The organism is Salinimicrobium tongyeongense, from assembly GCF_026109735.1.
GTDB lineage: Bacteria > Bacteroidota > Bacteroidia > Flavobacteriales > Flavobacteriaceae > Salinimicrobium > Salinimicrobium tongyeongense.
The window spans coordinates 1-24,152 of sequence record NZ_CP069620.1; the positions used below are offsets into that span (position 1 = coordinate 1).

The following is a 24,152-nucleotide window of genomic DNA, read 5'->3' on the forward strand; positions in this document are numbered from 1 at the left end:
ATGTCAGAAACTGCGCAATCAGTTTGGAATAACTGCCTTACTTTCATCAAAGATAATATTACCCCACAGGCGTATAAAACTTGGTTTGAACCTATCAAGGCAGTGAAACTTTCAGACAGCGCCTTAAGCATTCAGGTACCGTCAAAATTTTTCTACGAGTGGCTTGAGGAGCACTATGTTAAACTTCTTAAAGTTTCGTTAAATAGGGTGCTTGGGGATCAGGCAAAACTGGTGTATGTCATAAGAATGGAAAATACTTACGGAAACAAACAACCTTTTACAGAAAAGATACCAAGTACCAACCGTTCTAATGTTGCTTCCCAGGAAGTTGACGTGCCTATTAAGAACAAGAACCCCGAGTTAAAAAACCCGTTCATCATTCCGGGCATTAGAAATGTGAAGATCGAATCCCAGCTGAATCCAAGTTATAATTTTGACAACTTTTTAGAAGGGGATTCAAACAGGCTTGCCAGATCTGCCGGCTTAGCAGTGGCCAATAAACCCGGGGAGACTTCCTTTAACCCGTTGCTCATTTTTGGAGGTGTGGGGTTGGGAAAGACGCACCTCGCACATTCTATAGGGATAGAAATTAAAGATAAATATCCCGAGAAAACCGTGCTTTATATTTCTGCGGAAAAATTTACGCAACAGTACATTGAATCGGTAAAAAAGAACAATAGGAATGATTTTATACATTTCTACCAGATCATAGATGTATTAATTGTTGATGACATACAGTTGCTTTCTGGAAAAGCCGGAACCCAGGATGTTTTCTTCCACATCTTCAACCACCTTCACCAAAACCGGAAACAGGTTATCCTTACCAGTGACAAGGCTCCGGTAGATATGCAGGATATTGAACAGCGATTACTTTCCCGATTTAAATGGGGGCTCTCTGCCGAGCTGCAACACCCGGATACCGAAACAAGGGTTCAGATCATCAAGAGCAAACTTTATCGCGACGGCGTAGAAATGCCTGAAGAGATCGTGGAATTCCTTGCCAACAATATCAAGACCAACATCCGTGAACTGGAAGGCGCAATTATCTCTTTAATAGCCCATTCTTCCTTCAACAAGAAAGATATCACCCTTGAGCTGGCAAAGAAAATTGTCGACAACTACGTAAAGAATACCAAGCGCGAAGTTTCCATAGATTATATCCAGAAGGTGGTGAGCGAATACTTCCAGATGGATGTGGAAACCCTTCAATCCAAAACGCGGAAAAGACACATTGTGCAGGCGAGACAGCTGGCCATGTTTTTTGCAAAAAAGTTCACCAAGGCATCTTTGGCAAGTATAGGTTCTCAAATTGGAAAGAGAGATCATGCCACCGTACTGCATGCCTGCAAAACAGTTGACAATTTAGCTTCAACCGATAAGCAATTCCAGAAATTTGTTGAGGATATCAACAAAAAACTAACTCTTTAATATGAAAACCCGGATCCTGATGGTGTGCCTTGGCAATATTTGCAGGTCACCCCTGGCCGAAGGCATTCTAAAATCTAAAGTTGACGAAGACAAAGTTTTTGTCGATTCGGCCGGAACCAGTAACTATCACGTAGATGATTGCCCAGACCCGAGATCGATAGACATAGCAAGGGATAATAATCTCGATATTACTTCCCAGCGTGGCCGACAATTTTCAGTAGAAGACTTTGATAATTTTGACAGGATCTATGTGATGGATATGTCAAATTATCACGACGTACTGTCCCTGGCAAGAAATGAAGAGGACAGGGAGAAAGTCTCTCTCATTCTCAATGAGGTCTTTCCAGGAGAAAATGTTGAAGTTCCCGATCCTTACCACGGTGGTGCCAACGGCTTCAAAAAAGTTTACGATATGCTGGACGAAGCCTGCACCATCATAGCTGAAAAACACAAATAGATTGAGCTCTCCCTTCTCCTATTCCGGAAAATTATATTTGCTGCCCACCACTCTGGGTGACAATGAACCGCTTGAAGTTCTACCGGCTACGGTGCAACACCAGGTAGAGCGACTTGACATTTTTATTGCAGAAAATGAAAAGACCGCCCGCAGGGCGATAAAGAAACTTGTTCCGAAGAAATCTCAGCCTTCACTTCAGTTTTTTATTTTAAACAAACATACAGATCCTGCCGAGGTTTCAGGGTTTTTGGAAGCCTGTAAAACAGGAAAAGATGTGGGCTTATTAAGTGAAGCAGGTTGCCCGGGAGTTGCAGATCCCGGTGCAGAGGTAGTGAAAATTGCTCACAGGGAAGGAATTCAGGTGGTTCCCATGGTTGGCCCCTCCTCTATTCTTTTGGCGATGATGGCCTCAGGAATGAACGGACAAAATTTTGCCTTTAACGGATATCTTCCCATTGATAAGGCTGCCCGAAAGGGGGAAATTAAAAATCTGGAAAAGATCTCGCTTGACAGGAACCAGGCGCAGTCTTTTATTGAAACTCCTTATCGAAACAATAAAATGCTGGAAGACCTTATTCAGGTGTTGCATCCCGGCACCCGTATCTGTATTGCCTGCGATCTCACTTTGCCTACAGAATATGTAGTGACCAAAACTGTTGCCGACTGGCGGAAAACAAAAGTGGACCTTCATAAAAGGCCCACTATCTTTATATTACAGAAGGATTATTAACCTTCGCCTCCCTGTCTGGGATGACAAAAGACGTATCAAAACCTTCAAATTTCTTAAAGTAATATTTTATTGAAGTTCCAAAGCCATCACTAAAGCTGTTGGCTCCATTGCTTCTTAAAAATTTTTTGACATTTCCTGGCCCCGCAAGATGTGCTGCTGCCAGGATACCAGATTCAGTTATTCTGATGCCGTTCACGATTTGATTCTGAAACTTCTCAATATCCTTGCGCAGGATCCATTTGTTTCGTGACGAATTTGCATAAAACGCAGCTTCCTGAAGATCGGGGGAATTAAGGAAAAGGTTGGTGTCTTTAATCCCGATTAATTTTAGGGTACCTCTACCAAACTGGTATTTCCCCATGTAGCCAAATTCATTGACCACACTGTAATCTCCGCCAGATTCCTTAAAGCCCAAAGCTTCTTTAAACGCTACGTATGATTTTCCCAATTGAGGGTAAGACCTAAGCTGCGGATCAAAAACTGTAACATCTGGAGTATAGGGAACATCAAAGTTCAACTCCTCATTTACGGTTCTGAATTCTTCAAGCACAGCGGCATTCAGATCTTTTGTTTTGTTGGTGGAGAAACTATAGAAAAATATAGATGCCCCTACAACCGGTAATACTGAAAATTTTGCAACTTTCTTCTTCATCCTTTTTGTTTTTGCTCAGGAAAATCCCGAAGATTTCCCCGAAACGGCCGACAAATGTACTACATTTTTTAAAAATCTAATTATCAGCCTGTTAAACTTCCTGAGAACCTGTTTTTCTCAGGTGACCGGTTTAAAGCATAGAACGTGCCAAAAAGGGTTTTATTGTGGAGAGATTTTTCTGAATATTTCTGCTTACCTGTTGATTTTCTGCTTATTGATCCATTGAACATACGCGCGTTTGTTGACATTGTGCTGCGCAAGTGTTTTGGCGAACTTGTGGTATCCAAAATTCTCAACATCGGCCACAAAATAAAAGTAATCATGATCTTCATAGTTTAACACCGCGTCTATGGAAGAAATGTCGGGCATGGCAATTGGCCCGGGAGGAAGTTCCCTGTATTTATAAGTATTGTAAGGCGAGTCGAGTTCAAGATCAACATACAACACCCTTTTAATAATGGTATCAAAATTTTGCAGCCTGTCTTTTAAGGCGTAGATCACGGTGGGGTCAGCCTCCAGTTTCCAGCCTTTGTTGATCCGGTTCATATACACCCCGGCAACTTTAGGCCGCTCGTCTACTTTGGCAGTCTCTTTTTGCACAATAGAGGCAAGTACCATAACTTCATGGGGGCTAAGCCCGATTTCTTCGGCTTTTGCCAATCTTTTTTCGGTCCAGAAGCGCTCGTACTCTTCTCTCATTCGCTCCCTAAACTCTTCTGCGGAAGTATTCCAGAAAAATTCATATTTATTGGGAATGTACATGGAAATCGCGTTCCTCTTCTCAAATCCGTGGTGGTTCAAAAATGCCGAATCTCGCATACTTTCCAGCAGCTGAAGGCTATCGGCTTCTATTTGGGCTGCGACCCTTCCGGCAAGATCTTCAAGCCGCTCCTGGTTGTTGAAAGTCACCCATACCGGCTCGTTTGTGCTGCGAAGGGTGTTTACAATCTCGTTGTTGTTCATTCCTTTCTTCAGAATAAACCTTCCGGCCTTCACGTTATTGGTATAACCTTTTTTTTGAGCCACAATATCAAATTCCCCAATATCCTCAAGCCGGGGCTCGAGCATGCTTCTCACCTGGGCATAATTTGATCCTGTAGGCACGTAAAATTCTGTTGTTTCTTCAGAAAAAGCGGTATTGGGCGAAAAGATCACGTTATAGACGTACCAGGAAAAACCTGCCAGCGCCAGGATGCCAAAAATGGCAATTATTAATAAGATTTTTTTGATGTACATTAATTGATCAGTTGATAGGTAATTTCATCTTTGTATTCACCTTCCACCAAATTCCAGTCCTTTTTTCTTGCAGTGAGTAAAAATCCGGCTTTTTCAAAGAGCAGCCTGCTCGAAGCATTATCGCTGCCCACGTTTGCATAAACCTGGTGAAGGCCCAAATGAGTGAAACAATATTTGCAAATTAAGTCTAAAGCTTCGGTGCCATAGCCTTTTTTGCGGTTTTTTCTGTTAATAATAAGGATTCCGAGGGCAGCACGCCGGTTTCGGGGGTCAAAGTCAAAAATATCTATCAACCCCACAGCTTCCGCAGAATTATCGCAAATCACCAGTCTTAGCTGTCTAACCTCATAAATATCGCGGTGGGAATTTTCCAGATACTGTTTAAGCACATAGCGCGAAAAAGGTACACTGGTAGCGCTCACTTCCCAGAACTCCTCGTTGTTCTCCACCTCAAAGAGCAATTCGAGGTCTTCGGGCTCCAAAGCCCTTAGAAAAACGAGTTTTCCGTGAAGGGTTAACATGTTATTTCGCCTTTAAAGACCTGTTGTGCAGGTCCGGTTAGCCACACATTGGTGTATTTGTCACCTTCAGGCGTAAAGCTCACGCTAAGCTCCCCTCCCGGAGTCTCTAAATTGACTTTGTTAGAAGCTGTTTTTCCGGAGTAATGCGCAGCAACAGCCACCGCAGTAACTCCGGTTCCGCAGGAAAGGGTTTCGTCTTCCACTCCCCTTTCATAGGTGCGCACCTTAAAAGTTGAAGCCCCTAAAAATGAGGAAAAATTGACATTTGTGCCACCTTTAGATTCATATTGGGTAGAATATCGAATGGCTGCGCCTTCTCTTTTAACATCGGTTTGCTCTACTCCTTCTGAAAAAATGACATGGTGCGGGGAACCTGTATTGAGGAAAAATGCATTTCCAACTGCAGAAATTCCTTTCACATCCATCATTTTAAGGCCTACTTTCCCATCTTCTATCACGGCTTCATGAAAACCATCGATGGCCGTAAAGGCAGCCTTTTCAGAAATAATTCCCAGGAATTTTGCAAATGCCACTAGGCACCTGCCGCCGTTGCCACACATGCTGCTTTCGTTACCATCGGCATTGAAATACACCATTTTGAAGTCATCACGGGAATTTTCAGGTTTTTCAAGAAGAATGAGCCCATCTGCTCCAATGCCAAACTTACGGTCACAAAGGAACTTTATTAATTTGGTATCATTTTTGGATAAAACCGGAGTACGGTTATCTACCATAATAAAATCGTTTCCCGTGCCCTGGTATTTATAGAAATTCAGCTTCATCTGGATGATTTGAGGGGCCAAAGATACAATAATAGAAAAAAAGCGGGAATGGATAATATTAAGGATTATTATGAAAGGTACCGGTAAAAGTGAATTTTTCTACATTAATAAAACACATACCAAACATGAAAAGATTTGCCAGTTTTCTTATGATCTCTGTTTTAAGCGGAGTTCTTACTCTTGCGGGATACCTGCTTTTCATTGATGAAGATAATGTCTTTGTCCAGGAAAGTGCCGGCATCCCGGCCTATACCCCTGTTAATATAAATTCGCTTCCTGCCGATGCCAATGCAGATTTTACCGAAGCCGCCAACAAATCGGTCAACGCCGTGGTGCACGTAAAAAATGTGGCAACGGTGAGGAGGTCCCCTTTTTCTTCGAGCACCACACAGGCTTTACAGGGAACGGGAAGCGGGGTGATCATATCTCCCGACGGTTATATTGTCACCAACAACCACGTGATACAAAACGCCACCCAACTCCAGGTAACCCTTAACAACAACCAGAACTACATGGCAGAAGTTATAGGTGCCGACCCAAAATCGGATATAGCTTTGCTGAAAATTGATGCTGAAAACCTTGACTACCTGCCCTTCGGAAATTCTGACAATGCACAAATTGGAGAATGGGTTTTGGCAGTTGGTAACCCGTTTAACCTTACCTCTACCGTAACTGCCGGAATTATTTCAGCAAAATCCAGAGACCTGGGCATGGATGCCAACATTTCTTCCTTTATCCAGACAGACGCCGCAGTAAACCCCGGTAACAGCGGTGGCGCTTTGGTGAACATCTACGGAGAACTTATTGGGATCAATACCGCTATCACTTCCCAAACCGGAACTTATGTGGGATATGCCTTTGCAGTACCTTCTAACAACGCCAGGAAAATTGTGGAAGATATCATTGAATACGGCGATGTACAGCAGGGCGTGCTTGGAATAAGAGGTGTACAGGCAGCAAACCTGCCGGGAGAATACAACATCCAGATTTCTGAAGGAGTGTATGTAGACCAGGTAGAAGCCGGAAGCGGTGCAGCCAAAGCAGGAATTCGATCGGGAGATGTGATCACCCAGCTCGATAATGTGAAGATCAGTAAATTTTCAGATTTGATTGGGTATATAGGGTCAAAAAGGCCAAATGATGTGGTTAGCGTACAGGTAATTCGCGATGGCAACCCAAGGGAATTTGATGTGACCCTTACAAAATATGAAGTTTACCAAATAAAAGCCATTGGCCTTGAAGTCACTAATGCCAGTGAAGATGAACTGAAACAGAGAAAAGTCTCTCACGGGGTGAAGATCACCAGGGGGCTTACTCCTCAAATGCAAAATGAGCAGCTGTATGGCACAATAATCACCGCCATAGATAATGTCCAGGTAAATAACATCAAAGATGTTGAAAAGATCATGGAGCAAAGAGCGCCGGGGCAACCAATTTCAGTAACTTTTGTAACTCCCGATGGGGAAAAGCAAAAATACGTTTGGAGATAAGCTGCCAAAAATGTCAAAAATTGAAAGGGTTTTAGAATTTACTGAATTGTTTTTTCTGAAGTCAGTTTCAGAAAATTCCTAACCCAATACATAATATTTTCAAATTAAAATGAGGCTGGTGAACAGCCTCATTTTTTTGTTTAAAACCCTTTACGAAAACGTTTGAAATATATATTTTTGCCCCAACCTAAAAAACAACACTAACAGGAAATGAACTCTAACGAAGTTTACGAAAAAGAATTAGCCTTTCAGGCAGATCGTCGCAGGGCAGCTGTACAATTCATCAAAACGGTGAGTGACCTCTGGTATGATAAGTCGATTGAACTGGTATTGTTCCGAAATCAGCTTATTGACCGCAATGTGAGCGACATTTTAGACCTGCACGAATACGCCGGGGAATTTGTACAAAAGCCAATTTCCATTTTTGACTCGGTAGAGATTGCCGAAGCCATTAAAAGGCTCGATTTTCCTCCTGCAAAGCTGGACATTGGGAAACTCACCTATGAATACCACCTCGAAGACCAAAAATATTCAAATGCCACAGCTTTTGTATCGGCTAAACTTAAGGATGCAAAAAAAGTAGAAGAACTTACCCCAAAAGATGTTGTGCTTTACGGGTTTGGGCGCATTGGGAGATTACTGGCACGTGAGCTCATGACCCGCACAGGCAAAGGCAGCCAGCTTAGGCTAAGGGCAATAGTCACCCGCGGAAAAATCGATGAGACCGTACTTGAAAAAAGGGCCAGCCTTCTTAAAAATGACTCTGTACACGGTGACTTTTCAGGAACTGTATCGTATAATTCAGAAAAAAAGTGCCTTATCATTAATGGCACCACCGTACATATGATCTCCGCCAGTGAACCCGAAGAGATTGATTACACTACCTATGGCATTAAGGATGCCCTAGTAATTGACAACACCGGTGCCTTTAGAGACGAGGAGGCATTAAACAGGCACCTGGCTTCAAAAGGAGCTTCAAAAGTTCTGCTTACGGCGCCCGGTAAGGGGATTCCAAATATTGTGCATGGGGTAAATCACAGGGAGCATAATCCAGATGAGGTTTCCATTTTTTCGGCGGCATCCTGTACTACAAATGCAATAACTCCGGTACTAAAAGCAGTACAGGAAGATTTGGGCGTGGTAAAAGGCCATCTTGAAACCATTCATGCCTACACCAACGACCAGAACCTTGTAGATAACATGCACAGAAAATATAGGCGTGGCAGGGCGGCGGCTTTAAATATGGTGATCACCGAGACCGGTGCCGGGAAAGCCGTTTCAAAGGCCCTACCTGTTTTTGAAGGCAAGCTCACGTCTAATGCCATTCGGGTTCCGGTGCCCAACGGCTCTCTGGCAATCCTCAACCTTGAAGTGGAAACCGAAACAACCAGGCAAAAAATAAATGAGATCATTAAAAAGTATGCTTTGGAAGGAGACCTGGTTGAACAGATAAAATATTCTATAGAGAACGAACTGGTTTCTACAGATATAGTGGGCTCGGCACAGCCTTCAATATACGACAGCAACGCCACCATAGTTTCTGGTGACGGAAAAAACATCGTGCTTTATGTTTGGTACGACAATGAGTACGGTTATAGCCACCAGGTAATACGCTTGGCAAAATACATTGCAAAAGTTAGAAGGTTTACCTATTATTAACCTGAGTTTAATTAGTGACGGGACCCGTTGCCTCTGGTAACGGGTTTTTTATTGCCGGTTATTTCTGAAAGGCTCCAAAATTTACCCTTTTTGAGAGGAATGAATCTAAAAGAAATTTCTTCTGAAGTTGCCTTTTGAAGTTTGAACTGCAACTGAAGAAAATTAACTAAAAAATTGTTGAGGTTCAGGGAGTCTGGCTGGGATTATTCTTTAATTTTGCCACCGCAATTTTGGCTCCTGCTTATTTACAGGAAGTTAAAGAAGAAAAAAATTAAACTTCAATCAACAATATCATTTTTGGGTGTTCGTTGTGATAATGACCAAGAAATTAATACCTGCTATGAAAAATATTTTATTTGCTTTCTTTTTTCTATTAACTGCAACCGCCGCAGTAGGCCAAACGCCCGGCGAAGCAACTATTGCTGAAAAATTTCAGGAGTTAATTACAAACTCCAATAATTTTAAAGGCTACAAAGTAGTTGACACAGATCAACTTACCACCCTACAGGAGCTAACCTCCAATCGAATAATTGAACTTAAGGAGGAAATAGCTTCTTCAAAAGAGACTTTAAAAGCGCGGGATGCAAAAATTGCCACTCTCGAGGCTGAACTGGAGAACCTCAAAGAGCAGCTTGCCACTTTAAGCGCCGAGAAAGACGAAATTGCCGTGCTGGGAATGTCGCTTAGCAAGGCTACTTACAACATTGCCATGTGGAGCCTTGTGGGCATCCTGGTACTGGCACTGGCCCTATTTGTGGTGAGGTTCAAAAGAAGCCATATCCACACCGCCGAAGCCCGTAAAAATCTGGCCGAACTTGAAAAAGAGTTCGATGCTTACCGTGCTAAATCCCTTGAAAAAGAACAAAGACTGGGACGTCTTCTTCAGGATGAAAAGAACAAACAGCTCAAAGTCGCAAAGTAACAGCTCAATATTCCTTAGGTTTTAGCTAAATTTACAAGCTGAAAATTCTTCCGCCTAAATTCCTGTTCCATGCGATTTGATATCATTACTGTAGTTCCCGAGATCCTGACGAGCCCTTTTGAAGCTTCCATTTTAAAAAGAGCGATTGAGAAAGGACATGTGGAAATACACCTGCACAACCTGCGCGACTACGTCACCGATAATTATAAACAAATAGATGACTATCAATTTGGCGGTGGCGCCGGAATGGTGATGATGATAGAACCCATAGACAAGTGCATAACAGCATTGAAGGCCAAAAGAGATTACGACGAGGTCATATACATGACACCCGATGGAGAAACACTGAAACAAGGCATAGCCAACGAACTTTCCCTTAAGGAGAACATCATCATTCTTTGCGGCCATTACAAAGGCGTAGATCAAAGAGTGCGGGAACATTTTGTTACCCGCGAGATCTCTATAGGTGACTATGTACTTTCGGGAGGTGAACTTGGGGCTGCGGTGTTATGCGATTCAATAATTCGTCTCCTGCCGGGAGTTCTGGGAAATGAAACCTCAGCGCTCACAGATTCTTTCCAGGATAATTTGCTTGCACCCCCTATCTACACCCGGCCAGCCGAATACAAAGGCTGGAAGGTACCCGAAATCCTAACATCGGGTAACACGCCAAAGATCGAAGAATGGCGGGAAGAACAGGCCTATGCCCGCACCTTGGCCCTTCGTCCCGACTTGCTTAGCGAGGAAGAAAAATAATTGATCGCATTACTTTTTAGAATTACAAAATTTATTACTTTTGCACTCGTTCTGGACCAACCTCTGGCGATCACCGTGAATGTTGCTTTAGACTTTATTTTTAAACCATTAGAAATATGGAATCCTTAATTAAATTTGTACAAGACGAATTTGTAACAAAAAAAGATTTCCCTGAATTTTCAGCCGGAGACACTATTACTGTTTATTACGAGATTACTGAGGGTCAAAAAACCCGTACCCAGTTCTTCCGTGGAGTTGTTATTCAGAAAAGAGGAACAGGAGCTTCTCAAACTTTTACAATCCGTAAAATGAGTGGTACTGTTGGTGTAGAACGTATTTTCCCGCTTAATTTACCGGCTCTTCAAAAAATTGAGATCAACAAGCGAGGTAAAGTTCGTAGAGCAAGAATCTACTACTTTAGAGAGCTTACTGGTAAAAAAGCACGTATTAAAGAAAGAAGAAGATAATCTTTCAAAATATTCCTTAGAAAAGCCTCATTTATTGAGGCTTTTTTGTTAAAACAACCTATGTGGAAACTTTATAACTTCCTGAAGCTTAAATATTTGCACATAATTATTTTCTTTTGTAAATTTATTACAGAGTTTAAGTTTAAGAATGTCGCCAGGAATTCTTCTTAACTCCATGTAGAGCAAGATCTTTACATAAGTTTTTACCATTTTGAATAACAATATGCCAGTCATAGTTTGGTTTAATTCGGTAAAAACGTTTGGATGATTTACACACACTCTTTTGGGAAATGTAAATTGTCCCGATGAAATAACAACTTGCTTGTGAAATATAGATTTCACTTGAGAATGTAAAAATTCAGCAAAGAATTGTTATTTCATTAGAGCCATTTCATTATGAAAATAGTGAAATGGCTTTTTTTTTTGCACTTTTTATGCCTGTTCTGCGCAGTATCTTAACCTTTGCACCTGTGAAATAAGCCCGAAAAATGCTAAATTGCACACTCTTGATCAAAAATTAAATTTTCCAATATGTCAAAGACAACCAGAATTATCTATACCAAAACAGATGAGGCTCCAGCCCTCGCCACATACTCCCTACTTCCCATTGTAGAGTCTTTTACCCGGCCCGCCAATGTGGAACTGGAAACCAGGGATATCTCACTGGCAGGAAGGATTCTTTCCCAGTTCCCCGACAGGCTGAATGAAGATCAAAAAGTTTCTGATGATCTTGCTGAATTGGGGGAACTCGCCAAGCAACCTGAAGCCAATATCATCAAGCTGCCAAACATTAGTGCTTCCATTCCGCAGTTAAAGGCTGCCATCCAGGAACTACAGAAAAAAGGCTACAACTTACCTAACTATCCCGATGAGCCCGAGACAGAGGAGGAAAAAGAAATTCAGGCCAGATATGACAAAGTAAAAGGTAGTGCAGTGAACCCGGTGCTACGCGAAGGAAATTCTGATCGTCGCGCCCCAAAGGCAGTGAAGAACTACGCTAAAAAACATCCACACTCCATGGGTGAATGGAGCAAAGATTCCAAAAGCCACGTGGCTACCATGAGCAGGGATGATTTCAGGCACAACGAAAAATCTGTAACGCTAGATGAAGCTACCACTGTAAATATTCAGCTTAAAACTGCTTCGGGAGAAACCAATATTCTGAAGAAAGGTCTAAAGCTTCAAAAAGGGGAAATTATTGACGGGACTTTTATGAGCAAAAAAGCCCTCATTAAGTTCCTCGAAGAACAGGTAAAAGACGCCAAAGATAAGGGCGTGTTGTTTTCATTGCACATGAAGGCGACTATGATGAAGGTGTCAGACCCTATTATTTTTGGCCATGCAGTAAAAGTTTTCTTTAAAGACATTTTTGAAGCCTATGGTGCTGAACTACAAAAAGCCGGTGCCGATCCAAACAGCGGTCTTGGTGATGTTTTAAGCGCTATCAACAAGCTTCCTGAAGATAAAAAGAACGAGATCAATGCAAAGATCGAACAGGATATCAAAGATGGGCCCGATCTGGCCATGGTAAATTCCGACAAGGGAATAACCAACCTGCACGTGCCAAGTGATGTGATCATTGATGCTTCTATGCCTGCAATGATAAGGACTTCAGGAAAAATGTGGAATGCCGAAGGTAACCCGCAGGATGCCAAAGCAGTGATCCCAGACAGTAGTTATGCCGATCTTTACGAAACTACCATCCGCTTCTGTAAAGAGAATGGCGCTTTTGACCCTACCACTATGGGTACAGTTCCAAACGTAGGACTCATGGCTCAAAAAGCTGAAGAATACGGTTCGCACGACAAGACTTTTGAAATTAAGGAAGCCGGGCAGGTACAAATTGTTACTGAAGCCGGTGAAGTTCTCATGGAACACGACGTTGAAAAAGGAGACATCTGGAGAGCCTGCCAGACCAAAGATGCACCGGTTCAGGATTGGGTGAAGCTTGCGGTAAGCCGCGCCCGCGCCACAGATTCCCCTGCCGTTTTCTGGCTTGATAAAGACCGTGCACACGATGCAGAGATCATTAAAAAAGTAGAGCTTTATCTTAAAGATCAGGATACTGAAGGCCTGGAGATCAAAATAATGTCTGTTGAAGATGCTACTCATTACACGCTTGAACGTGTAAAGGCCGGAAAAGATACCATTTCTGTAACCGGGAATGTACTCAGGGATTACCTTACAGATCTTTTCCCTATCCTCGAATTGGGTACAAGTGCAAAAATGCTGTCTATAGTTCCTCTTATGAACGGTGGTGGTTTGTTTGAAACTGGTGCAGGAGGTTCAGCTCCAAAGCACGTGCAGCAGTTTGTGGAAGAAGGCCACCTGCGCTGGGATTCTTTGGGAGAATTCCTTGCCCTGGCTGTTTCCCTTGAGCATCTGGGTGAAAAATATGAGAATAAAAGAGCTTTAGTGCTTGCCAACGCTTTGGATAAGGCTACGGAAGAATTTTTGGAAAAGGACAAATCCCCTTCCCGAAAAGTCAATGAACTCGACAACCGGGGCAGCCATTTTTACCTGGCATTATACTGGGCACAGGCACTGGCAGAACAGGAGGAAGACCAGGAGCTAAAAGCACATTTTAAAGAGGTGAGCAGCAAACTTCAGGATAATGAAGAGAAAATCCTTCAGGAATTGATTGATGCTCAGGGTTCACCTGTAGATATAGGAGGATATTACAAACCCGAAGAAGAGAAAGTGACTTCAGCAATGCGACCAAGCAATACGCTTAACAGCATCCTGCAGGGAGCGTAATCCTTCGGATATTTTATTGCTGAAAGGCTGCCTTAAAAGCCGCTGTACGTCATTTTGAATCCCTGGAAGCTTTTAAATCTGGTTTTTTCAGAAAAAAAAGCTCCTGAAGGATTTCAGGTGTATACAACGTATGGCTTTCAAGGCAGCCTTTTTAATTTCAGAAAAAAGGCTGAAAAAGGCTCCAAATATGCCATTTTTGAAGCCTGATATTCCTTTATTGTGAGCGATGTAATAAGGTTTTAGAACTTCAGAAAAAATACTGAAGCCTTTCCCGTTATAGCCTGGAATAAATTTTCTTGTTAATCCTATAGAAAAAATAAATACTTTTGCAGCTACTTAAATATAGACATCTATGACTATTACCCAGTTACATTACGTTTTAGCGGTTGCCGAGCATCAAAACTTTACGAAAGCTGCACAAAAAGTATTTGTAACACAGCCCACCCTCAGTATGCAAATCCAGAAACTTGAGGATGAGCTGGACGTGCTGATCTTTGACCGCAGCAAAAAACCGATTGAACTTACTGCTACCGGCAGAAAAATTGTTCAGCAGGCGCGAAATATTGTAAATGAAAGTGACAGGATCAAAGACATTGTAGATCAACAAAAAGGCTTTGTAGGCGGACTTTTTAGGCTGGGAGTGATCCCCACGGTCATGCCTACGTTACTGCCTATGTTCCTGAACAATTTTATCAAGAAGTACCCCAAGGTAAAGCTGAAGATAGAGGAGCTGCACACAGAAGCGATGATTGAGAAGCTGGAAGACGGGCATCTTGATGCGGCGATTGCTGCTACCCCGCTTAGCCTTCCAAATATCAAGGAACAGGTGCTTTTTTACGAACCTTTTGTAGGTTACATCCCAGCCGGACATAGATTGCACTCAAAGAATAAACTGGAAGTTGAAGATCTCGATCTTGACGATATCCTGCTGCTCGAAGATGGTCACTGTTTTAAAGACGGAATCCTTAATTTGTGTAAAGCCACACGAGAATCAACCGACGATCACTTCCAGCTGGAGAGTGGCAGCTTTGAAACTATGATCAAACTTGCCAATGAAGGATTGGGAATGACACTGCTCCCCTACCTGCACACTCTAGATTTAAAGGGCGATGACCAGAAGAATATTAAAATGTTTGCAGAGCCATCTCCTGCAAGGGAAGTAAGCCTTATCTACAACAAGAGCGAGTTAAAGATGCAGATCATTGAAGCCCTTCGCAGTACTATAGCCGGGGTGGTTAAAGGTGCCATAACCTTTCAAAATGTTCAGATTATAAGCCCCGTTCACAAGAAGTAAATTACAGATAGTATATAAAAAAAGAGACAGCCTGAAATTTTATTCAGGCTGTCTCTTTTTATTTTAAGGATTTAAGTAAATAAGACATTGGTTCAATTCGGGATTTTGCCGAATTAGTGAAAAAATGTACAGTTTCAACTCTTCAATCTCATAAGGTAATAATCGTTGAAGTGCCTTTTTCACCTCTTTGCAGAACAGAGTGACATCAAAACTTACTTTGCTTAGTACGGTCTTGGTGTACTCGAACATCGCTCTTGCCATAATGATAAAATTAGTTAACCTTGGTTAGAATAAGTAGTGGTTACCTATAAGCGAAATCGTTTTCGTTAATGGTATAAAAATATAACTTTTTTCTAAAATAAGGTACATGATGAAGCTAATTTAACACTCTAAAAACGATTATCCCCACTTACCATATTCCCAAGGCCTCCCAGTATACTTCCTTCTCCTTTGTCTTTCCCACCACCCTGTGGTGCTGCAGCCAGTATGCGCCCCGCCAGCCTGCTAAAAGGCAAAGATTGTACAAAAACAGTTCCCGGGCCGGTAAGGGTGGCATAGAATAATCCTTCCCCTCCAAAAAGGCTGTTTTTGATGCCTCCTATAAATTCAATATCGTAATCTACCTCTTTTGTAAAACCAATGATACAGCCTGTATCCACCTTCAGCTTTTCTCCAGGTTGCAGCACTTTTTTTGCAGTTGTACCACCCGAATGTACAAAAGCCATCCCATCACCTTCCAGTTTCTGCATGATAAAGCCTTCACCTCCAAAGAACCCGCGGCCAAGTCGGCGACTGAACTCCACCCCAATAGCCACTCCTTTGGCAGCACACAAAAAGGCATCCTTCTGACAAATGAATTTACCGCCAAATTCGGTAAGGTCTAACGGAATCACCTTCCCCGGATAAGGAGACGCAAAGCTGATCTTTTTCTTACCCGAAACCTCATTAGAAAAAACTGTCATAAAAAGGCTTTCCCCGGTGAGCAATCTCTTTCCGGCACCCATAACTTTTCCGAGAAAACCTTCATTTTGTTTGGAGCCATCCCCAAAAATAGTGTCCATCTTAATGCCGTTGTCCATCATCATAAAATTACCTGCTTCGGCAATAACTGCTTCCTGAGGATCGAGCTCCAGCTCTACATACTGCATCTCCTCTCCAAATATCTCGTAATCTATTTCATGTGCATTCATCTTATAAAGGTTTAAGGTTTAAGGTTCAAGTTTCAAAGTTTCAAGGTTTGGGTTTCTATATTCTAATCTTCTATTTACTTGCCCACTGTGAACCGATCACTGAGCACTGAATACTGCTTACTTCACTTTAATTGTCCATTCAAATTCAAATACTGAAACCTCCTGGCCATCTTCATTCACCCCGTGAGACCGCATCCAGAAGGTCTGCCCCTCGCCTGTCTTAATTGCCTCTTCTATGGCAGCCGAAATAAGGTGAGCGTCATTACATATGAAGCTAATTTTTCCGGTTGCCTTTTTTGTGAACTTTGCTTTATTCTGCGCAACAAGCATGGAAATCGGCTTTTTTGAAGCCCTAATGGAAGTCATTACCAAAGCTCCGGTACTTAATTCGGCAGCCATTGCCTGTACTGCAAAGTACAATGAGTTAAAAGGGTTCTGATTGATCCACCGGTGCTTTACTGTTGTATGACAGTGGTTTTGATCAATCTCCTTCACTCTTACTCCGCAAAGCCAGGCACTGGGTAATTTGAACATTAAAAAGGAATTCAGTTTTTTGGAGGAAACTTCCATACTTGTTAAAGATTTCTCTAAAAGTATTCAAATTTAATAACATGCTCAAATGTTAAATTCCTCTTCCGGAAAAAAATTATAGTACTTTGTTTTGCATAATACCATCTTTAAGATATATATTTGTAATAGAAAATCAATCATAATGAACAATCAATCAACAAATCCCGACAAGACAGTGGCTGCTTTAATCCACTTATCTACCTTTACCCAATTCTTTTTTCCGCTGGGAAATTTCATCTTCCCTTTGATCTTCTGGACCGCAAAAAAGAATGATCCTTTTGTAAACGAGCATGGCAAACAGGCACTAAATTTCCAAATAAGCCTGTTCCTCTATGCGATCTTTCTTCTTATGTTAGGAGTTGCAGGAGCAATTCTTATTGGGCTCAATATAAACTTTGAAGATTCCTTCTACTTTAATGATCACCATCAATGGATTGGAAACCCTGTTGAAGCTGGCCCTGTTACCATTTATATTATGGTGATGGCATTCCTGCTTATTTCTCTTTTTGTACTTAATATTTATGGAGTAGTTTCCGCTACCATCAAGGCTGGCGAAGGGAAATACTTCAAATACCCACTGGCCATAAATTTTTTAAACGCCGGTAAGCCAAAAGATTTATTTACAGCTTCAGGTGATCCTGAAAATGAAACTGCTTAAAGATAATCTCATCAATTATTTACCAATCATCAATCAATCAAAAAATGAACAGTTCAACAACATTCAAAACCCAACACTATGAAGATTGAAAACACGAAGGCACAAATGCGAAAAGGTGTTTTGGAATACTGCATTTTGTCTGTTTTAAAAGACAATGATGCATACGTAGCCGAAATTCTGGACACCTTGAAGGGCGCCAAACTCCTGGTGGTAGAAGGTACAATTTACCCTTTGCTTACCCGGCTCAAAAATGCCGGTCTGCTTTCCTACCGCTGGGAAGAATCAACCAGCGGGCCACCAAGAAAATATTACGGACTCACAGAGACCGGAAAAATATTCCTTAAAGAACTCACCCACACATGGGAAGAACTGCAAACCGCAGTAACAATCGTAACCACCCAAAAACCTAAAAATCATGAATAAGACAGTCAATATAAATCTTGCCGGCATTTTCTTTCATATTGATGAAGATGCTTATGCCAGGCTGCAGCACTATTTGGAGGCCATTAAAAGGTCTCTCACCAACACCTCTGGCCAGGAGGAGATCATTCATGATATTGAAGCCCGAATAGCCGAACTATTTTCTGAAAAGATCAAAAATGAAAGACAGGTTATAGGCATTAGGGAAGTTGACGAGGTGATTTCTGTAATGGGGCAACCTGAAGATTACGTTATAGATGACGAAATTTTTGAAGATGAACCGGTCTATAAGAAAACCCGTGGCAAAAAACTCTTCCGGGATACCGAGAACAGTTATATTGGCGGAGTATCATCTGGGCTTGGTCATTACACCGGCATAAGTGCCTTATGGATAAGAATTCTTTGGATCCTGCTCACTGTTTTCTCTACAGGTGCTTTCATCCTTATCTATATCGCCCTCTGGATCTTTGTTCCCGAAGCCAGAACCACTGCCGATAAACTCGCCATGCGTGGCGAACCGGTGACCATAAGCAACATTGAACGCAAAATAAGGGAGGGGTTCGATGATGTGTCGGGAAAGATGAAAGACATCAACTACGAGAAGTACGGTTATAAGGCCCGCTCGGGTGCAAACTCGGCCGCGACCGCAGTAGGTGATGTCGTTAAATTCATTCTCAACCTGTTCGTAAAGCTCATAGGGATATTCCTCATCCTCATTGCCGGGGCCACGCTTATAGGTTTGTTCATAGGGCTGTTTTCCATAGGAACCTTCGGAATCATTGAAGCACCATGGACAGATTTTGTGGAAATTGCCGGCCCGGGTGCCGATAGTATCTGGTTCATTTCCTTACTCGCATTCTTTGCCGTGGGAATCCCGTTCTTCTTCCTCTTTATCCTAGGGTTAAAGATCCTGGTTAAAAACCTGAGGTCAATTGGAAGAACGGCAAAACTGGTACTTTTAGGCCTGTGGATTATCTCTGTACTCGGACTCATTTTCTTCGGAATTCAGCAGGCTACCGAAAGGGCTTTTGACGGCGAGGTAAGAATTTCTGAAAACCTTCCTGTAACGGCAAATGATACTTTGTACGTGAATATGATAGGAGATCCGCAGTTCAATTCTACTCCCTATCGTTCTGGTGATTTCAATATTTCCTATGACGACAAAGAAAACAAAGTGATCTGGTCGCAGAATGTACAGTTGATCGTAAAATCTACCACAGACTCAACCGGAAGAATGGAGATCATCAAAATTGCCGAAGGCAAATCTTATGACGAAGCCAGGGAAAGAGCTTCCGCAATAAAATATCATACTAATTACTCGAACGGAAACCTGGACCTTAGCGGTATCTTAACCACAAACCCCGAACAAAAATACCGGGAGCAAAAGGTACAGGTTAGCCTGTTCCTGCCCGTAGGCACGGTGTTATACGCTGCCGATAATACTTACTCCTTCCACAGGAATTCAGATTACTTTGGCGATATTTTGCACAACGGGTATGAAGAACAGTACCTTAAGATCACCCGGGAGGGAGCTGAATGCCTTGACTGCCCCGCCGAAGAAGAAGACCCCTGGGGCGAACCTGAAACCGACTGGGATACTGGAGAAACAAATGAGGATACTTTTCAAGAAGATTTCCCTGAAACAGAACAATCAACTCCTGAAACCGATTCAATCTCTGTAGAATGAGTGTACTTATTGAAATTATCATCGCCGGCTTCCTCGCCATTTTGATTTCTACCAAAGAGGAAGTGAAACACGAGCTACCGGATAAAGCCGCAACTGAAAACATTTCTTCAACTTCGGTTTCCCGGGATTGCTGAATATAATCTCAATAAAACGAGAAAGGCTGCCAAATTTGGCAGCCTTTCTCGTTTTAATTAGGTAGAAAATTATTTTGTACTCACTTCTTCATTGCTCTCTACGGTGGCAAGATATCTTTCTGCATCCAGTGCAGCCATACATCCGGTACCGGCAGCGGTGATGGCCTGTCGGTATTCTTTATCCTGCACATCTCCCGATGCAAAAACTCCCGGGATATTGGTCCTGGTGCTTTTACCAGATGTGATAAGGTAACCTGTATTGTCCATATCAAGTTGCCCTTTAAAGATTTCAGTATTTGGTTTGTGCCCAATAGCAATAAATAATCCGGTGATCTTGATGTCCTCTTTTTCACCTGTCTGGTTATTCACTATTCTCAAACCTTCTACCACCTGCTCTCCAAGCACCTCATCAACTTCAGAATTAAATCTCACTTCCAGGTTCTTAGTATTAAATACCCTGTGCTGCATAGCTTTTGAAGCACGAAGTTCATCTTTTCTAACCAGCATGGTCACTTTGGTACAAATATTTGCAAGGTAAGTGGCTTCTTCAGCAGCTGTATCTCCTCCTCCAACAATGGCTACTTCCTGGTTCTTGTAAAAGAAACCGTCACAAACAGCACAGGCCGAAACACCGCCACCCCGTAAACGTTGCTCACTAGGCAACCCCAGGTATTTGGCCGTAGCTCCCGTCGAAATGATCACGGTTTCGGCTTCTATCCAGTTTGAGTTGTCTACACATACCTGGTGAACCCCGCCATGTTCTTTACTAAACTGCACCTCGGTCACCATTCCCATGCGCACCTGTGTCCCAAATCTTTCAGCCTGTTTCTGAAGGTCCATCATAAGGGCAGGGCCATCAACACCTTCGGGATAGCCAGGAAAATTGTCAACTTCGGTAGTCGTGGTTAACTGTCCGCCGGGCTCCATTCCGGTATACATTACGGGCTTAAGGTCTGCCCTGGCAGCATATATGGCCGCGGTATAACCCGCAGGACCCGAACCTATAATAAGGCACTTGATTCTCTCTCTGGTTTCACTCATGATATTAAAATTTCTTCCGGTAAAAGTAGTAACTTTCAAAGAAAACTTAAGACTTTGAACATACAGATTTGTTATACAGGAATAACTTAAGCCATTACCAACCCGTTTTAGAAGCTCCTGCTATTACACTACCTTTGCGGCATGATCGAACTTTCCTTATTCAATATCCTTGATCTTTTAGGAACCGTGGCCTTCGCCATTTCGGGGGCACTTTCGGCAATGAACCGCCGGCTCGATCTTTTCGGCATTTTTATCATCGCATTTGTAACGGCCATTGGAGGCGGTACCATCAGGGATATTTTGATAGGTAGCACGCCGGTGACCTGGATGGAGAATACCATATATATCTACCTCATTGGCGTAGTCACTATTTTTGCCATTATCTTCAGAAGAAAGCTTGACCACCTCAAAAAATCGCTGTTCCTGTTCGACTCCATCGGGCTGGGAATTTTCACCATCACAGGTGTTGAAATAGGCATTCAAAATGACCTCAACCCTATCATTTCTATTACCCTTGGCGCCATGACAGGTACTTTTGGCGGGGTAATAAGGGATATTCTCTGTAACGAGATCCCGGTGATCTTCAGAAAAGAGATCTATGCGACCGCCTGTATCGTGGGCGGACTGGCTTTTGTCATTTTTTACGAAATTGGAATGCCGCAAGATGTGATCTACGTAATAACCTCGGTCACTGTGATCGCTATACGGCTGCTGGCGGTTAAGTTCCACATTTCACTTCCTTCCTTCTACTTGTCACGGGAAAATGATCTTCAAAAATAGCATTTTTGACTACCCGTCTTTTTAACAGGAAAAGATTTACATAAATTACCTGACGCCCCTGTAACGTTTTCATTATCAGGCAGTCTTTTAAGTAAAGATCAAAATCCCCCGAAGAAATTGATTACTAACTTTTAAAAATATGCGCTATGAAACCTTTTAAATTATTACTGCTGACTTTAGCAATTAGTGCAGGCACTGTTATTTATGCTGAAGGGATTAAAAAGATCTACGACCTTAACGGCCTTTCTGCCGAAATTGAGCATATACTTCGGGATGCCCACCAAAACCTGGAAGAAGGAAGTACTGTCACTGTTTTCTTTTCTGTTGCTGAAGATAAAAGCATTCAGTATGTTAGTGTAGCTTCAGGAAAGCCTGAAATTTGCAATTTACTTCGGAAAAAACTGCAATCTCAGAAGCTTGACGGCACAAAATGGCGTGAAGGAGTTATCTACGAGCTTTCTATAGTGGGGAGATCACCTGTAGCCGGTATCAGCCATTAATGCGGCAGGTTCTTCCGAAGCAATCCGTAGAGAAAAGCGCCCCCCAGCGCCCCCAGTAGCACCACAATGATGGAAATGTAGCCCGCGCCAATAAGCGTATATATTGGCCCCGGACAGGCACCGGCCAGAGCCCAGCCCAATCCAAAAATTATACCTCCAAAAAAGTACTTTTTGAAGCCTCTTTCTTTAGAGGCTATTTTTATGGAATCTCCAAAAAAGGATTTTAATTGCTTTCTTTTGATGATTTGAATTCCAATAATTCCCAGAATTAATGCCGAGCCAATGATGCCGTACATGTGAAATGATTCAAACCTGAACATCTCATAGATCCGAAACCAGGATGCCGCTTCCGATTTGTACATCACAATTCCGAAAAATATCCCTATTGCCAGGTAACCTGCTGTTCTTCTCATCTTAAAAAATTATTGGAAATAATAAATGAACCATCACCAGCCCGCCTATAAAAAAACCGATCACGGCGATCAATGACGGCAACTGCAGGTTACTTAAACCAGAAATAGCATGCCCCGAGGTACACCCGGCAGCATAACGGGCACCAAACCCAATCAACAGCCCGCCCACCAGTAAGATCACCACAGATTCTATGCTGCTTAAAGCCTCAAGGCTGAAAAGCCTCTCGGGGAGATAAGCCTCCCCGGCACTCATAAAACCGAGTTCTTGAAGGTTCGAGACAGTTTCTTCTGAAATATTTACCGCTTTGCCGTTTGACAGCAAATGTGCGCCTACAAAACCTCCTATTGCCGCCCCCAGAATGACCAGCAGGTTCCAGCGGCTGGCTTTCCAGTCTACCTTGAAATAACCCGAAACCTTACCGGCACCACAAACCGTGCACATGGTCTCAAGGTTAGAAGACATCCCGAATTTTTTGCCCATAAAGATGAGCAGGAACATCACCAAAGCGATTAAGGGGCCGGCCACATACCAGGGCCAGGGTTCAAGGATCATTTCCATAGAAAAATTTTAGGCAAAGATAAGGCTTCCTATACTCACCTTTTTTGACAAATCATTAGAAAACCTGATACCGGGATTACTGCAGGAAATCTTTTGCATTTTGCAGTACTTTTTTTGAAAGCCTTCTCTGGGTTTCGGCAGCCCAGCCGGCACTCTTCCCCGATGCGATCACCCGTGACAGCCCTTCAGTTTCTGCGGAAAGTTCCTTCTTCCCATCCCCGTCAAAAATGGCAAAATTCCCCTCCTTTTTTATCCAGTGCTTAAAAGCAGGTGCTTCAAAAGGAAGCCCGAGGGAAGTATTGATCAGGATCTTTCCGGTGCCAAAAATGTCAAATTCGGCCCTGTTTAAAAGTACGGTGTTTCGGGGAAGATGAAGGGAAATCACCTCTGCCGTCTGCAATAATTCCTGCAGGGGCAGGTATTTTATCCCGTTTTCAAGCTCTTCCTTTCGGGTGCGGCTGTAGTAAAACAGTTGTGGTTCAAAGGGTTTAAGGCAATTTGCCAGCAACTGGCCGGTTACCCCAAAGCCAATGATCCCAATTTTCTTACCAGTTAGCTCCACCGGCATTTCTTTCCATTGATGCTCTCCCAGGCCGTGAAAAAGTCTTATCAATTCCGCAACTATGAATTCGGCCACCCCCGGATCTCCGTAATCCCTAATCCCGGTAACGGTGATCCCTCTGCTGCGTGCAAAATTAACCGCCACATTAGCCGATTCGTCATCGTACAAACTGCAGGCCATACCAATATATTTAAGGTTTGCACACTGCCTGATCACCGCCTCCGGAATTTCAGTTTTCCAGGAAACAAAAACAGCATCGGCATCTCCTATTCGTTGCAGGACTTCCTCTTCTGAATTTGGAAAATCATCATACACTTCGATTTTTTCCTCACTCATTTCCTGAAGCTCTTCCAGTGCCCAGGGTTCAAGTTTGGTGTAGTCTACACAGACAATCTTTTGAAACTTCATTTTTTAGATAGGAGATTTGAGATAGGAGATATGAGATATTAGACTTGAGATTTTAGACTTGAGACATGAGGCAGTAAAG

General features: G+C 42.7%; 27 protein-coding genes. 16 read left to right on the forward strand and 11 right to left on the reverse strand.

Going from position 1 to position 24,152, the window contains the following annotated elements:
* The 3 genes from dnaA to JRG66_RS00015 are packed head-to-tail and all read left to right on the forward strand — an operon-like array spanning position 1 to position 2,615.
* Positions 1-1,428 (forward strand): chromosomal replication initiator protein DnaA, encoded by a 1,428-nt coding sequence (gene dnaA / locus JRG66_RS00005; RefSeq protein WP_265163680.1) that lies wholly within the window; start codon positions 1-3, stop codon positions 1,426-1,428.
* Position 1,429: 1 nt separating this feature from the next.
* The gene (locus JRG66_RS00010; RefSeq protein WP_265163681.1) at positions 1,430-1,885 is read left to right on the forward strand and encodes a low molecular weight protein-tyrosine-phosphatase; all 456 of its coding nucleotides are present in this window, start codon (positions 1,430-1,432) and stop codon (positions 1,883-1,885) included.
* Position 1,886: 1 nt separating this feature from the next.
* On the forward strand, positions 1,887-2,615 hold the full coding sequence (locus JRG66_RS00015) for an SAM-dependent methyltransferase (RefSeq protein WP_265163682.1): 729 nt from the start codon (positions 1,887-1,889) through the stop codon (positions 2,613-2,615).
* Here the strand turns inward: JRG66_RS00015 and JRG66_RS00020 are convergent.
* The 4 genes from JRG66_RS00020 to dapF form a co-directional block, all read right to left on the reverse strand.
* Entirely contained in the window at positions 2,593-3,267 is a 675-nt protein-coding gene (locus JRG66_RS00020; protein ID WP_265163683.1) for a peptidoglycan-binding protein LysM, read from the reverse strand. The genes JRG66_RS00015 and JRG66_RS00020 overlap by 23 nt on opposite strands.
* A 192-nt stretch (positions 3,268-3,459) precedes the next feature.
* On the reverse strand, positions 3,460-4,503 hold the full coding sequence (gene mltG, locus JRG66_RS00025; protein ID WP_265163684.1) for an endolytic transglycosylase MltG: 1,044 nt from the start codon (positions 4,501-4,503) through the stop codon (positions 3,460-3,462).
* Positions 4,503-5,024: a GNAT family N-acetyltransferase gene (locus JRG66_RS00030; protein ID WP_265163685.1), complete on the reverse strand. Its 522-nt coding sequence runs from the start codon at positions 5,022-5,024 to the stop codon at positions 4,503-4,505. Before JRG66_RS00030 ends, mltG begins: the two co-directional genes overlap by 1 nt.
* The gene (gene dapF, locus JRG66_RS00035) at positions 5,018-5,806 is read right to left on the reverse strand and encodes a diaminopimelate epimerase (RefSeq protein WP_265163686.1); all 789 of its coding nucleotides are present in this window, start codon (positions 5,804-5,806) and stop codon (positions 5,018-5,020) included. The genes JRG66_RS00030 and dapF overlap by 7 nt, the downstream gene beginning before the upstream one ends.
* 125 nt (positions 5,807-5,931) lie before the next feature.
* Between dapF and JRG66_RS00040 the strand changes: the two genes are divergently transcribed.
* From JRG66_RS00040 to JRG66_RS00070, 7 genes are all read left to right on the forward strand, one after another.
* The gene (locus JRG66_RS00040; RefSeq protein ID WP_265163687.1) at positions 5,932-7,296 is read left to right on the forward strand and encodes a S1C family serine protease; all 1,365 of its coding nucleotides are present in this window, start codon (positions 5,932-5,934) and stop codon (positions 7,294-7,296) included.
* 210 nt (positions 7,297-7,506) lie between these two features.
* Positions 7,507-8,955: a glyceraldehyde-3-phosphate dehydrogenase gene (locus JRG66_RS00045; protein ID WP_265163688.1), complete on the forward strand. Its 1,449-nt coding sequence runs from the start codon at positions 7,507-7,509 to the stop codon at positions 8,953-8,955.
* Positions 8,956-9,295: 340 nt separating this feature from the next.
* A complete protein-coding gene (locus tag JRG66_RS00050; protein ID WP_265163689.1) occupies positions 9,296-9,877 on the forward strand; it encodes a hypothetical protein in 582 nt (193 codons plus the stop codon).
* Positions 9,878-9,946: 69 nt separating this feature from the next.
* Complete coding sequence (trmD, locus tag JRG66_RS00055) at positions 9,947-10,633, forward strand: tRNA (guanosine(37)-N1)-methyltransferase TrmD (protein ID WP_265163690.1); 687 nt, start codon at positions 9,947-9,949, stop codon at positions 10,631-10,633.
* A 116-nt stretch (positions 10,634-10,749) separates the two neighbouring features.
* The gene (gene rplS / locus JRG66_RS00060; RefSeq protein ID WP_265163691.1) at positions 10,750-11,100 is read left to right on the forward strand and encodes a 50S ribosomal protein L19; all 351 of its coding nucleotides are present in this window, start codon (positions 10,750-10,752) and stop codon (positions 11,098-11,100) included.
* 531 nt (positions 11,101-11,631) lie between these two features.
* A complete protein-coding gene (locus JRG66_RS00065; protein WP_265163692.1) occupies positions 11,632-13,857 on the forward strand; it encodes an NADP-dependent isocitrate dehydrogenase in 2,226 nt (741 codons plus the stop codon).
* A gap of 352 nt (positions 13,858-14,209) precedes the next feature.
* A complete protein-coding gene (locus tag JRG66_RS00070; protein WP_265163693.1) occupies positions 14,210-15,151 on the forward strand; it encodes a LysR family transcriptional regulator in 942 nt (313 codons plus the stop codon).
* Between the two features lie 63 nt (positions 15,152-15,214).
* Here JRG66_RS00070 and JRG66_RS00075 read toward each other — a convergent pair whose 3' ends face one another.
* From JRG66_RS00075 to JRG66_RS00085, 3 genes are all read right to left on the reverse strand, one after another.
* Positions 15,215-15,412 carry a hypothetical protein gene (locus JRG66_RS00075; RefSeq protein WP_265163695.1) on the reverse strand — a complete coding sequence of 66 codons (198 nt, stop codon included), beginning with the start codon at positions 15,410-15,412 and terminating at the stop codon, positions 15,215-15,217.
* A gap of 128 nt (positions 15,413-15,540) precedes the next feature.
* Positions 15,541-16,341, reverse strand: coding sequence for a TIGR00266 family protein (locus tag JRG66_RS00080; RefSeq protein ID WP_265163696.1), 801 nt, complete (start codon positions 16,339-16,341; stop codon positions 15,541-15,543).
* A gap of 117 nt (positions 16,342-16,458) precedes the next feature.
* On the reverse strand, positions 16,459-16,911 hold the full coding sequence (locus JRG66_RS00085) for a DUF4442 domain-containing protein (protein ID WP_265163697.1): 453 nt from the start codon (positions 16,909-16,911) through the stop codon (positions 16,459-16,461).
* Between the two features lie 142 nt (positions 16,912-17,053).
* Here JRG66_RS00085 and JRG66_RS00090 point away from each other — a divergent pair, with 142 nt between their 5' ends.
* The 4 genes from JRG66_RS00090 to JRG66_RS00105 all read left to right on the forward strand — a co-directional run bounded on the left by JRG66_RS00090 (position 17,054) and on the right by JRG66_RS00105 (position 19,810).
* The gene (locus JRG66_RS00090) at positions 17,054-17,569 is read left to right on the forward strand and encodes a DUF4870 domain-containing protein (RefSeq protein ID WP_265163698.1); all 516 of its coding nucleotides are present in this window, start codon (positions 17,054-17,056) and stop codon (positions 17,567-17,569) included.
* A 78-nt stretch (positions 17,570-17,647) separates the two neighbouring features.
* Positions 17,648-17,992 carry a PadR family transcriptional regulator gene (locus tag JRG66_RS00095; protein ID WP_265163699.1) on the forward strand — a complete coding sequence of 115 codons (345 nt, stop codon included), beginning with the start codon at positions 17,648-17,650 and terminating at the stop codon, positions 17,990-17,992.
* Positions 17,985-19,676 carry a PspC domain-containing protein gene (locus JRG66_RS00100; RefSeq protein ID WP_265163700.1) on the forward strand — a complete coding sequence of 564 codons (1,692 nt, stop codon included), beginning with the start codon at positions 17,985-17,987 and terminating at the stop codon, positions 19,674-19,676. The genes JRG66_RS00095 and JRG66_RS00100 overlap by 8 nt, the downstream gene beginning before the upstream one ends.
* Positions 19,673-19,810, forward strand: a complete 138-nt coding sequence (locus JRG66_RS00105) for a hypothetical protein (protein WP_265163701.1) — start codon at positions 19,673-19,675, stop codon at positions 19,808-19,810. Before JRG66_RS00100 ends, JRG66_RS00105 begins: the two co-directional genes overlap by 4 nt.
* A 69-nt stretch (positions 19,811-19,879) precedes the next feature.
* Here JRG66_RS00105 and trxB read toward each other — a convergent pair whose 3' ends face one another.
* Entirely contained in the window at positions 19,880-20,851 is a 972-nt protein-coding gene (gene trxB, locus JRG66_RS00110) for a thioredoxin-disulfide reductase (RefSeq protein ID WP_265163702.1), read from the reverse strand.
* Between the two features lie 141 nt (positions 20,852-20,992).
* Here trxB and JRG66_RS00115 point away from each other — a divergent pair, with 141 nt between their 5' ends.
* Together JRG66_RS00115 and JRG66_RS00120 are read left to right on the forward strand one after the other, a co-directional pair.
* On the forward strand, positions 20,993-21,631 hold the full coding sequence (locus JRG66_RS00115; protein ID WP_265163703.1) for a trimeric intracellular cation channel family protein: 639 nt from the start codon (positions 20,993-20,995) through the stop codon (positions 21,629-21,631).
* Between the two features lie 146 nt (positions 21,632-21,777).
* Positions 21,778-22,131 carry a hypothetical protein gene (locus JRG66_RS00120; RefSeq protein ID WP_265163704.1) on the forward strand — a complete coding sequence of 118 codons (354 nt, stop codon included), beginning with the start codon at positions 21,778-21,780 and terminating at the stop codon, positions 22,129-22,131.
* On the opposite strand, the gene JRG66_RS00125 is transcribed toward JRG66_RS00120, so the two are convergent.
* The 3 genes from JRG66_RS00125 to JRG66_RS00135 form a co-directional block, all read right to left on the reverse strand.
* Entirely contained in the window at positions 22,128-22,544 is a 417-nt protein-coding gene (locus tag JRG66_RS00125) for a DUF6691 family protein (RefSeq protein ID WP_265163705.1), read from the reverse strand. The genes JRG66_RS00120 and JRG66_RS00125 overlap by 4 nt on opposite strands.
* A 1-nt stretch (position 22,545) precedes the next feature.
* Positions 22,546-23,103: a YeeE/YedE family protein gene (locus tag JRG66_RS00130; protein WP_265163706.1), complete on the reverse strand. Its 558-nt coding sequence runs from the start codon at positions 23,101-23,103 to the stop codon at positions 22,546-22,548.
* Positions 23,104-23,179: 76 nt separating this feature from the next.
* A complete protein-coding gene (locus JRG66_RS00135) occupies positions 23,180-24,073 on the reverse strand; it encodes an NAD(P)-dependent oxidoreductase (RefSeq protein WP_265163707.1) in 894 nt (297 codons plus the stop codon).
* Positions 24,074-24,152 lie beyond the last annotated feature (79 nt).

Bases quoted from the DNA above. Each gene is read 5' to 3' on its own strand.
- dnaA (WP_265163680.1), top strand. From the start codon at position 1: ATGTCAGAAACTGCGCAATCAGTTTGGAATAACTGCCTTACTTTCATC.
- JRG66_RS00010 (WP_265163681.1), top strand. From the start codon at position 1,430: ATGAAAACCCGGATCCTGATGGTGTGCCTTGGCAATATTTGCAGGTCA.
- JRG66_RS00020 (WP_265163683.1), bottom strand. From the start codon at position 3,267: ATGAAGAAGAAAGTTGCAAAATTTTCAGTATTACCGGTTGTAGGGGCA.
- mltG (WP_265163684.1), bottom strand. From the start codon at position 4,503: ATGTACATCAAAAAAATCTTATTAATAATTGCCATTTTTGGCATCCTG.
- JRG66_RS00030 (WP_265163685.1), bottom strand. From the start codon at position 5,024: ATGTTAACCCTTCACGGAAAACTCGTTTTTCTAAGGGCTTTGGAGCCC.
- dapF (WP_265163686.1), bottom strand. From the start codon at position 5,806: ATGAAGCTGAATTTCTATAAATACCAGGGCACGGGAAACGATTTTATT.
- JRG66_RS00040 (WP_265163687.1), top strand. From the start codon at position 5,932: ATGAAAAGATTTGCCAGTTTTCTTATGATCTCTGTTTTAAGCGGAGTT.
- JRG66_RS00045 (WP_265163688.1), top strand. From the start codon at position 7,507: ATGAACTCTAACGAAGTTTACGAAAAAGAATTAGCCTTTCAGGCAGAT.
- JRG66_RS00050 (WP_265163689.1), top strand. From the start codon at position 9,296: ATGAAAAATATTTTATTTGCTTTCTTTTTTCTATTAACTGCAACCGCC.
- trmD (WP_265163690.1), top strand. From the start codon at position 9,947: ATGCGATTTGATATCATTACTGTAGTTCCCGAGATCCTGACGAGCCCT.
- rplS (WP_265163691.1), top strand. From the start codon at position 10,750: ATGGAATCCTTAATTAAATTTGTACAAGACGAATTTGTAACAAAAAAA.
- JRG66_RS00065 (WP_265163692.1), top strand. From the start codon at position 11,632: ATGTCAAAGACAACCAGAATTATCTATACCAAAACAGATGAGGCTCCA.
- JRG66_RS00070 (WP_265163693.1), top strand. From the start codon at position 14,210: ATGACTATTACCCAGTTACATTACGTTTTAGCGGTTGCCGAGCATCAA.
- JRG66_RS00075 (WP_265163695.1), bottom strand. From the start codon at position 15,412: ATGGCAAGAGCGATGTTCGAGTACACCAAGACCGTACTAAGCAAAGTA.
- JRG66_RS00080 (WP_265163696.1), bottom strand. From the start codon at position 16,341: ATGAATGCACATGAAATAGATTACGAGATATTTGGAGAGGAGATGCAG.
- JRG66_RS00085 (WP_265163697.1), bottom strand. From the start codon at position 16,911: ATGGAAGTTTCCTCCAAAAAACTGAATTCCTTTTTAATGTTCAAATTA.
- JRG66_RS00090 (WP_265163698.1), top strand. From the start codon at position 17,054: ATGAACAATCAATCAACAAATCCCGACAAGACAGTGGCTGCTTTAATC.
- JRG66_RS00095 (WP_265163699.1), top strand. From the start codon at position 17,648: ATGAAGATTGAAAACACGAAGGCACAAATGCGAAAAGGTGTTTTGGAA.
- JRG66_RS00100 (WP_265163700.1), top strand. From the start codon at position 17,985: ATGAATAAGACAGTCAATATAAATCTTGCCGGCATTTTCTTTCATATT.
- JRG66_RS00105 (WP_265163701.1), top strand. From the start codon at position 19,673: ATGAGTGTACTTATTGAAATTATCATCGCCGGCTTCCTCGCCATTTTG.
- trxB (WP_265163702.1), bottom strand. From the start codon at position 20,851: ATGAGTGAAACCAGAGAGAGAATCAAGTGCCTTATTATAGGTTCGGGT.
- JRG66_RS00115 (WP_265163703.1), top strand. From the start codon at position 20,993: ATGATCGAACTTTCCTTATTCAATATCCTTGATCTTTTAGGAACCGTG.
- JRG66_RS00120 (WP_265163704.1), top strand. From the start codon at position 21,778: ATGAAACCTTTTAAATTATTACTGCTGACTTTAGCAATTAGTGCAGGC.
- JRG66_RS00125 (WP_265163705.1), bottom strand. From the start codon at position 22,544: ATGAGAAGAACAGCAGGTTACCTGGCAATAGGGATATTTTTCGGAATT.
- JRG66_RS00130 (WP_265163706.1), bottom strand. From the start codon at position 23,103: ATGGAAATGATCCTTGAACCCTGGCCCTGGTATGTGGCCGGCCCCTTA.
- JRG66_RS00135 (WP_265163707.1), bottom strand. From the start codon at position 24,073: ATGAAGTTTCAAAAGATTGTCTGTGTAGACTACACCAAACTTGAACCC.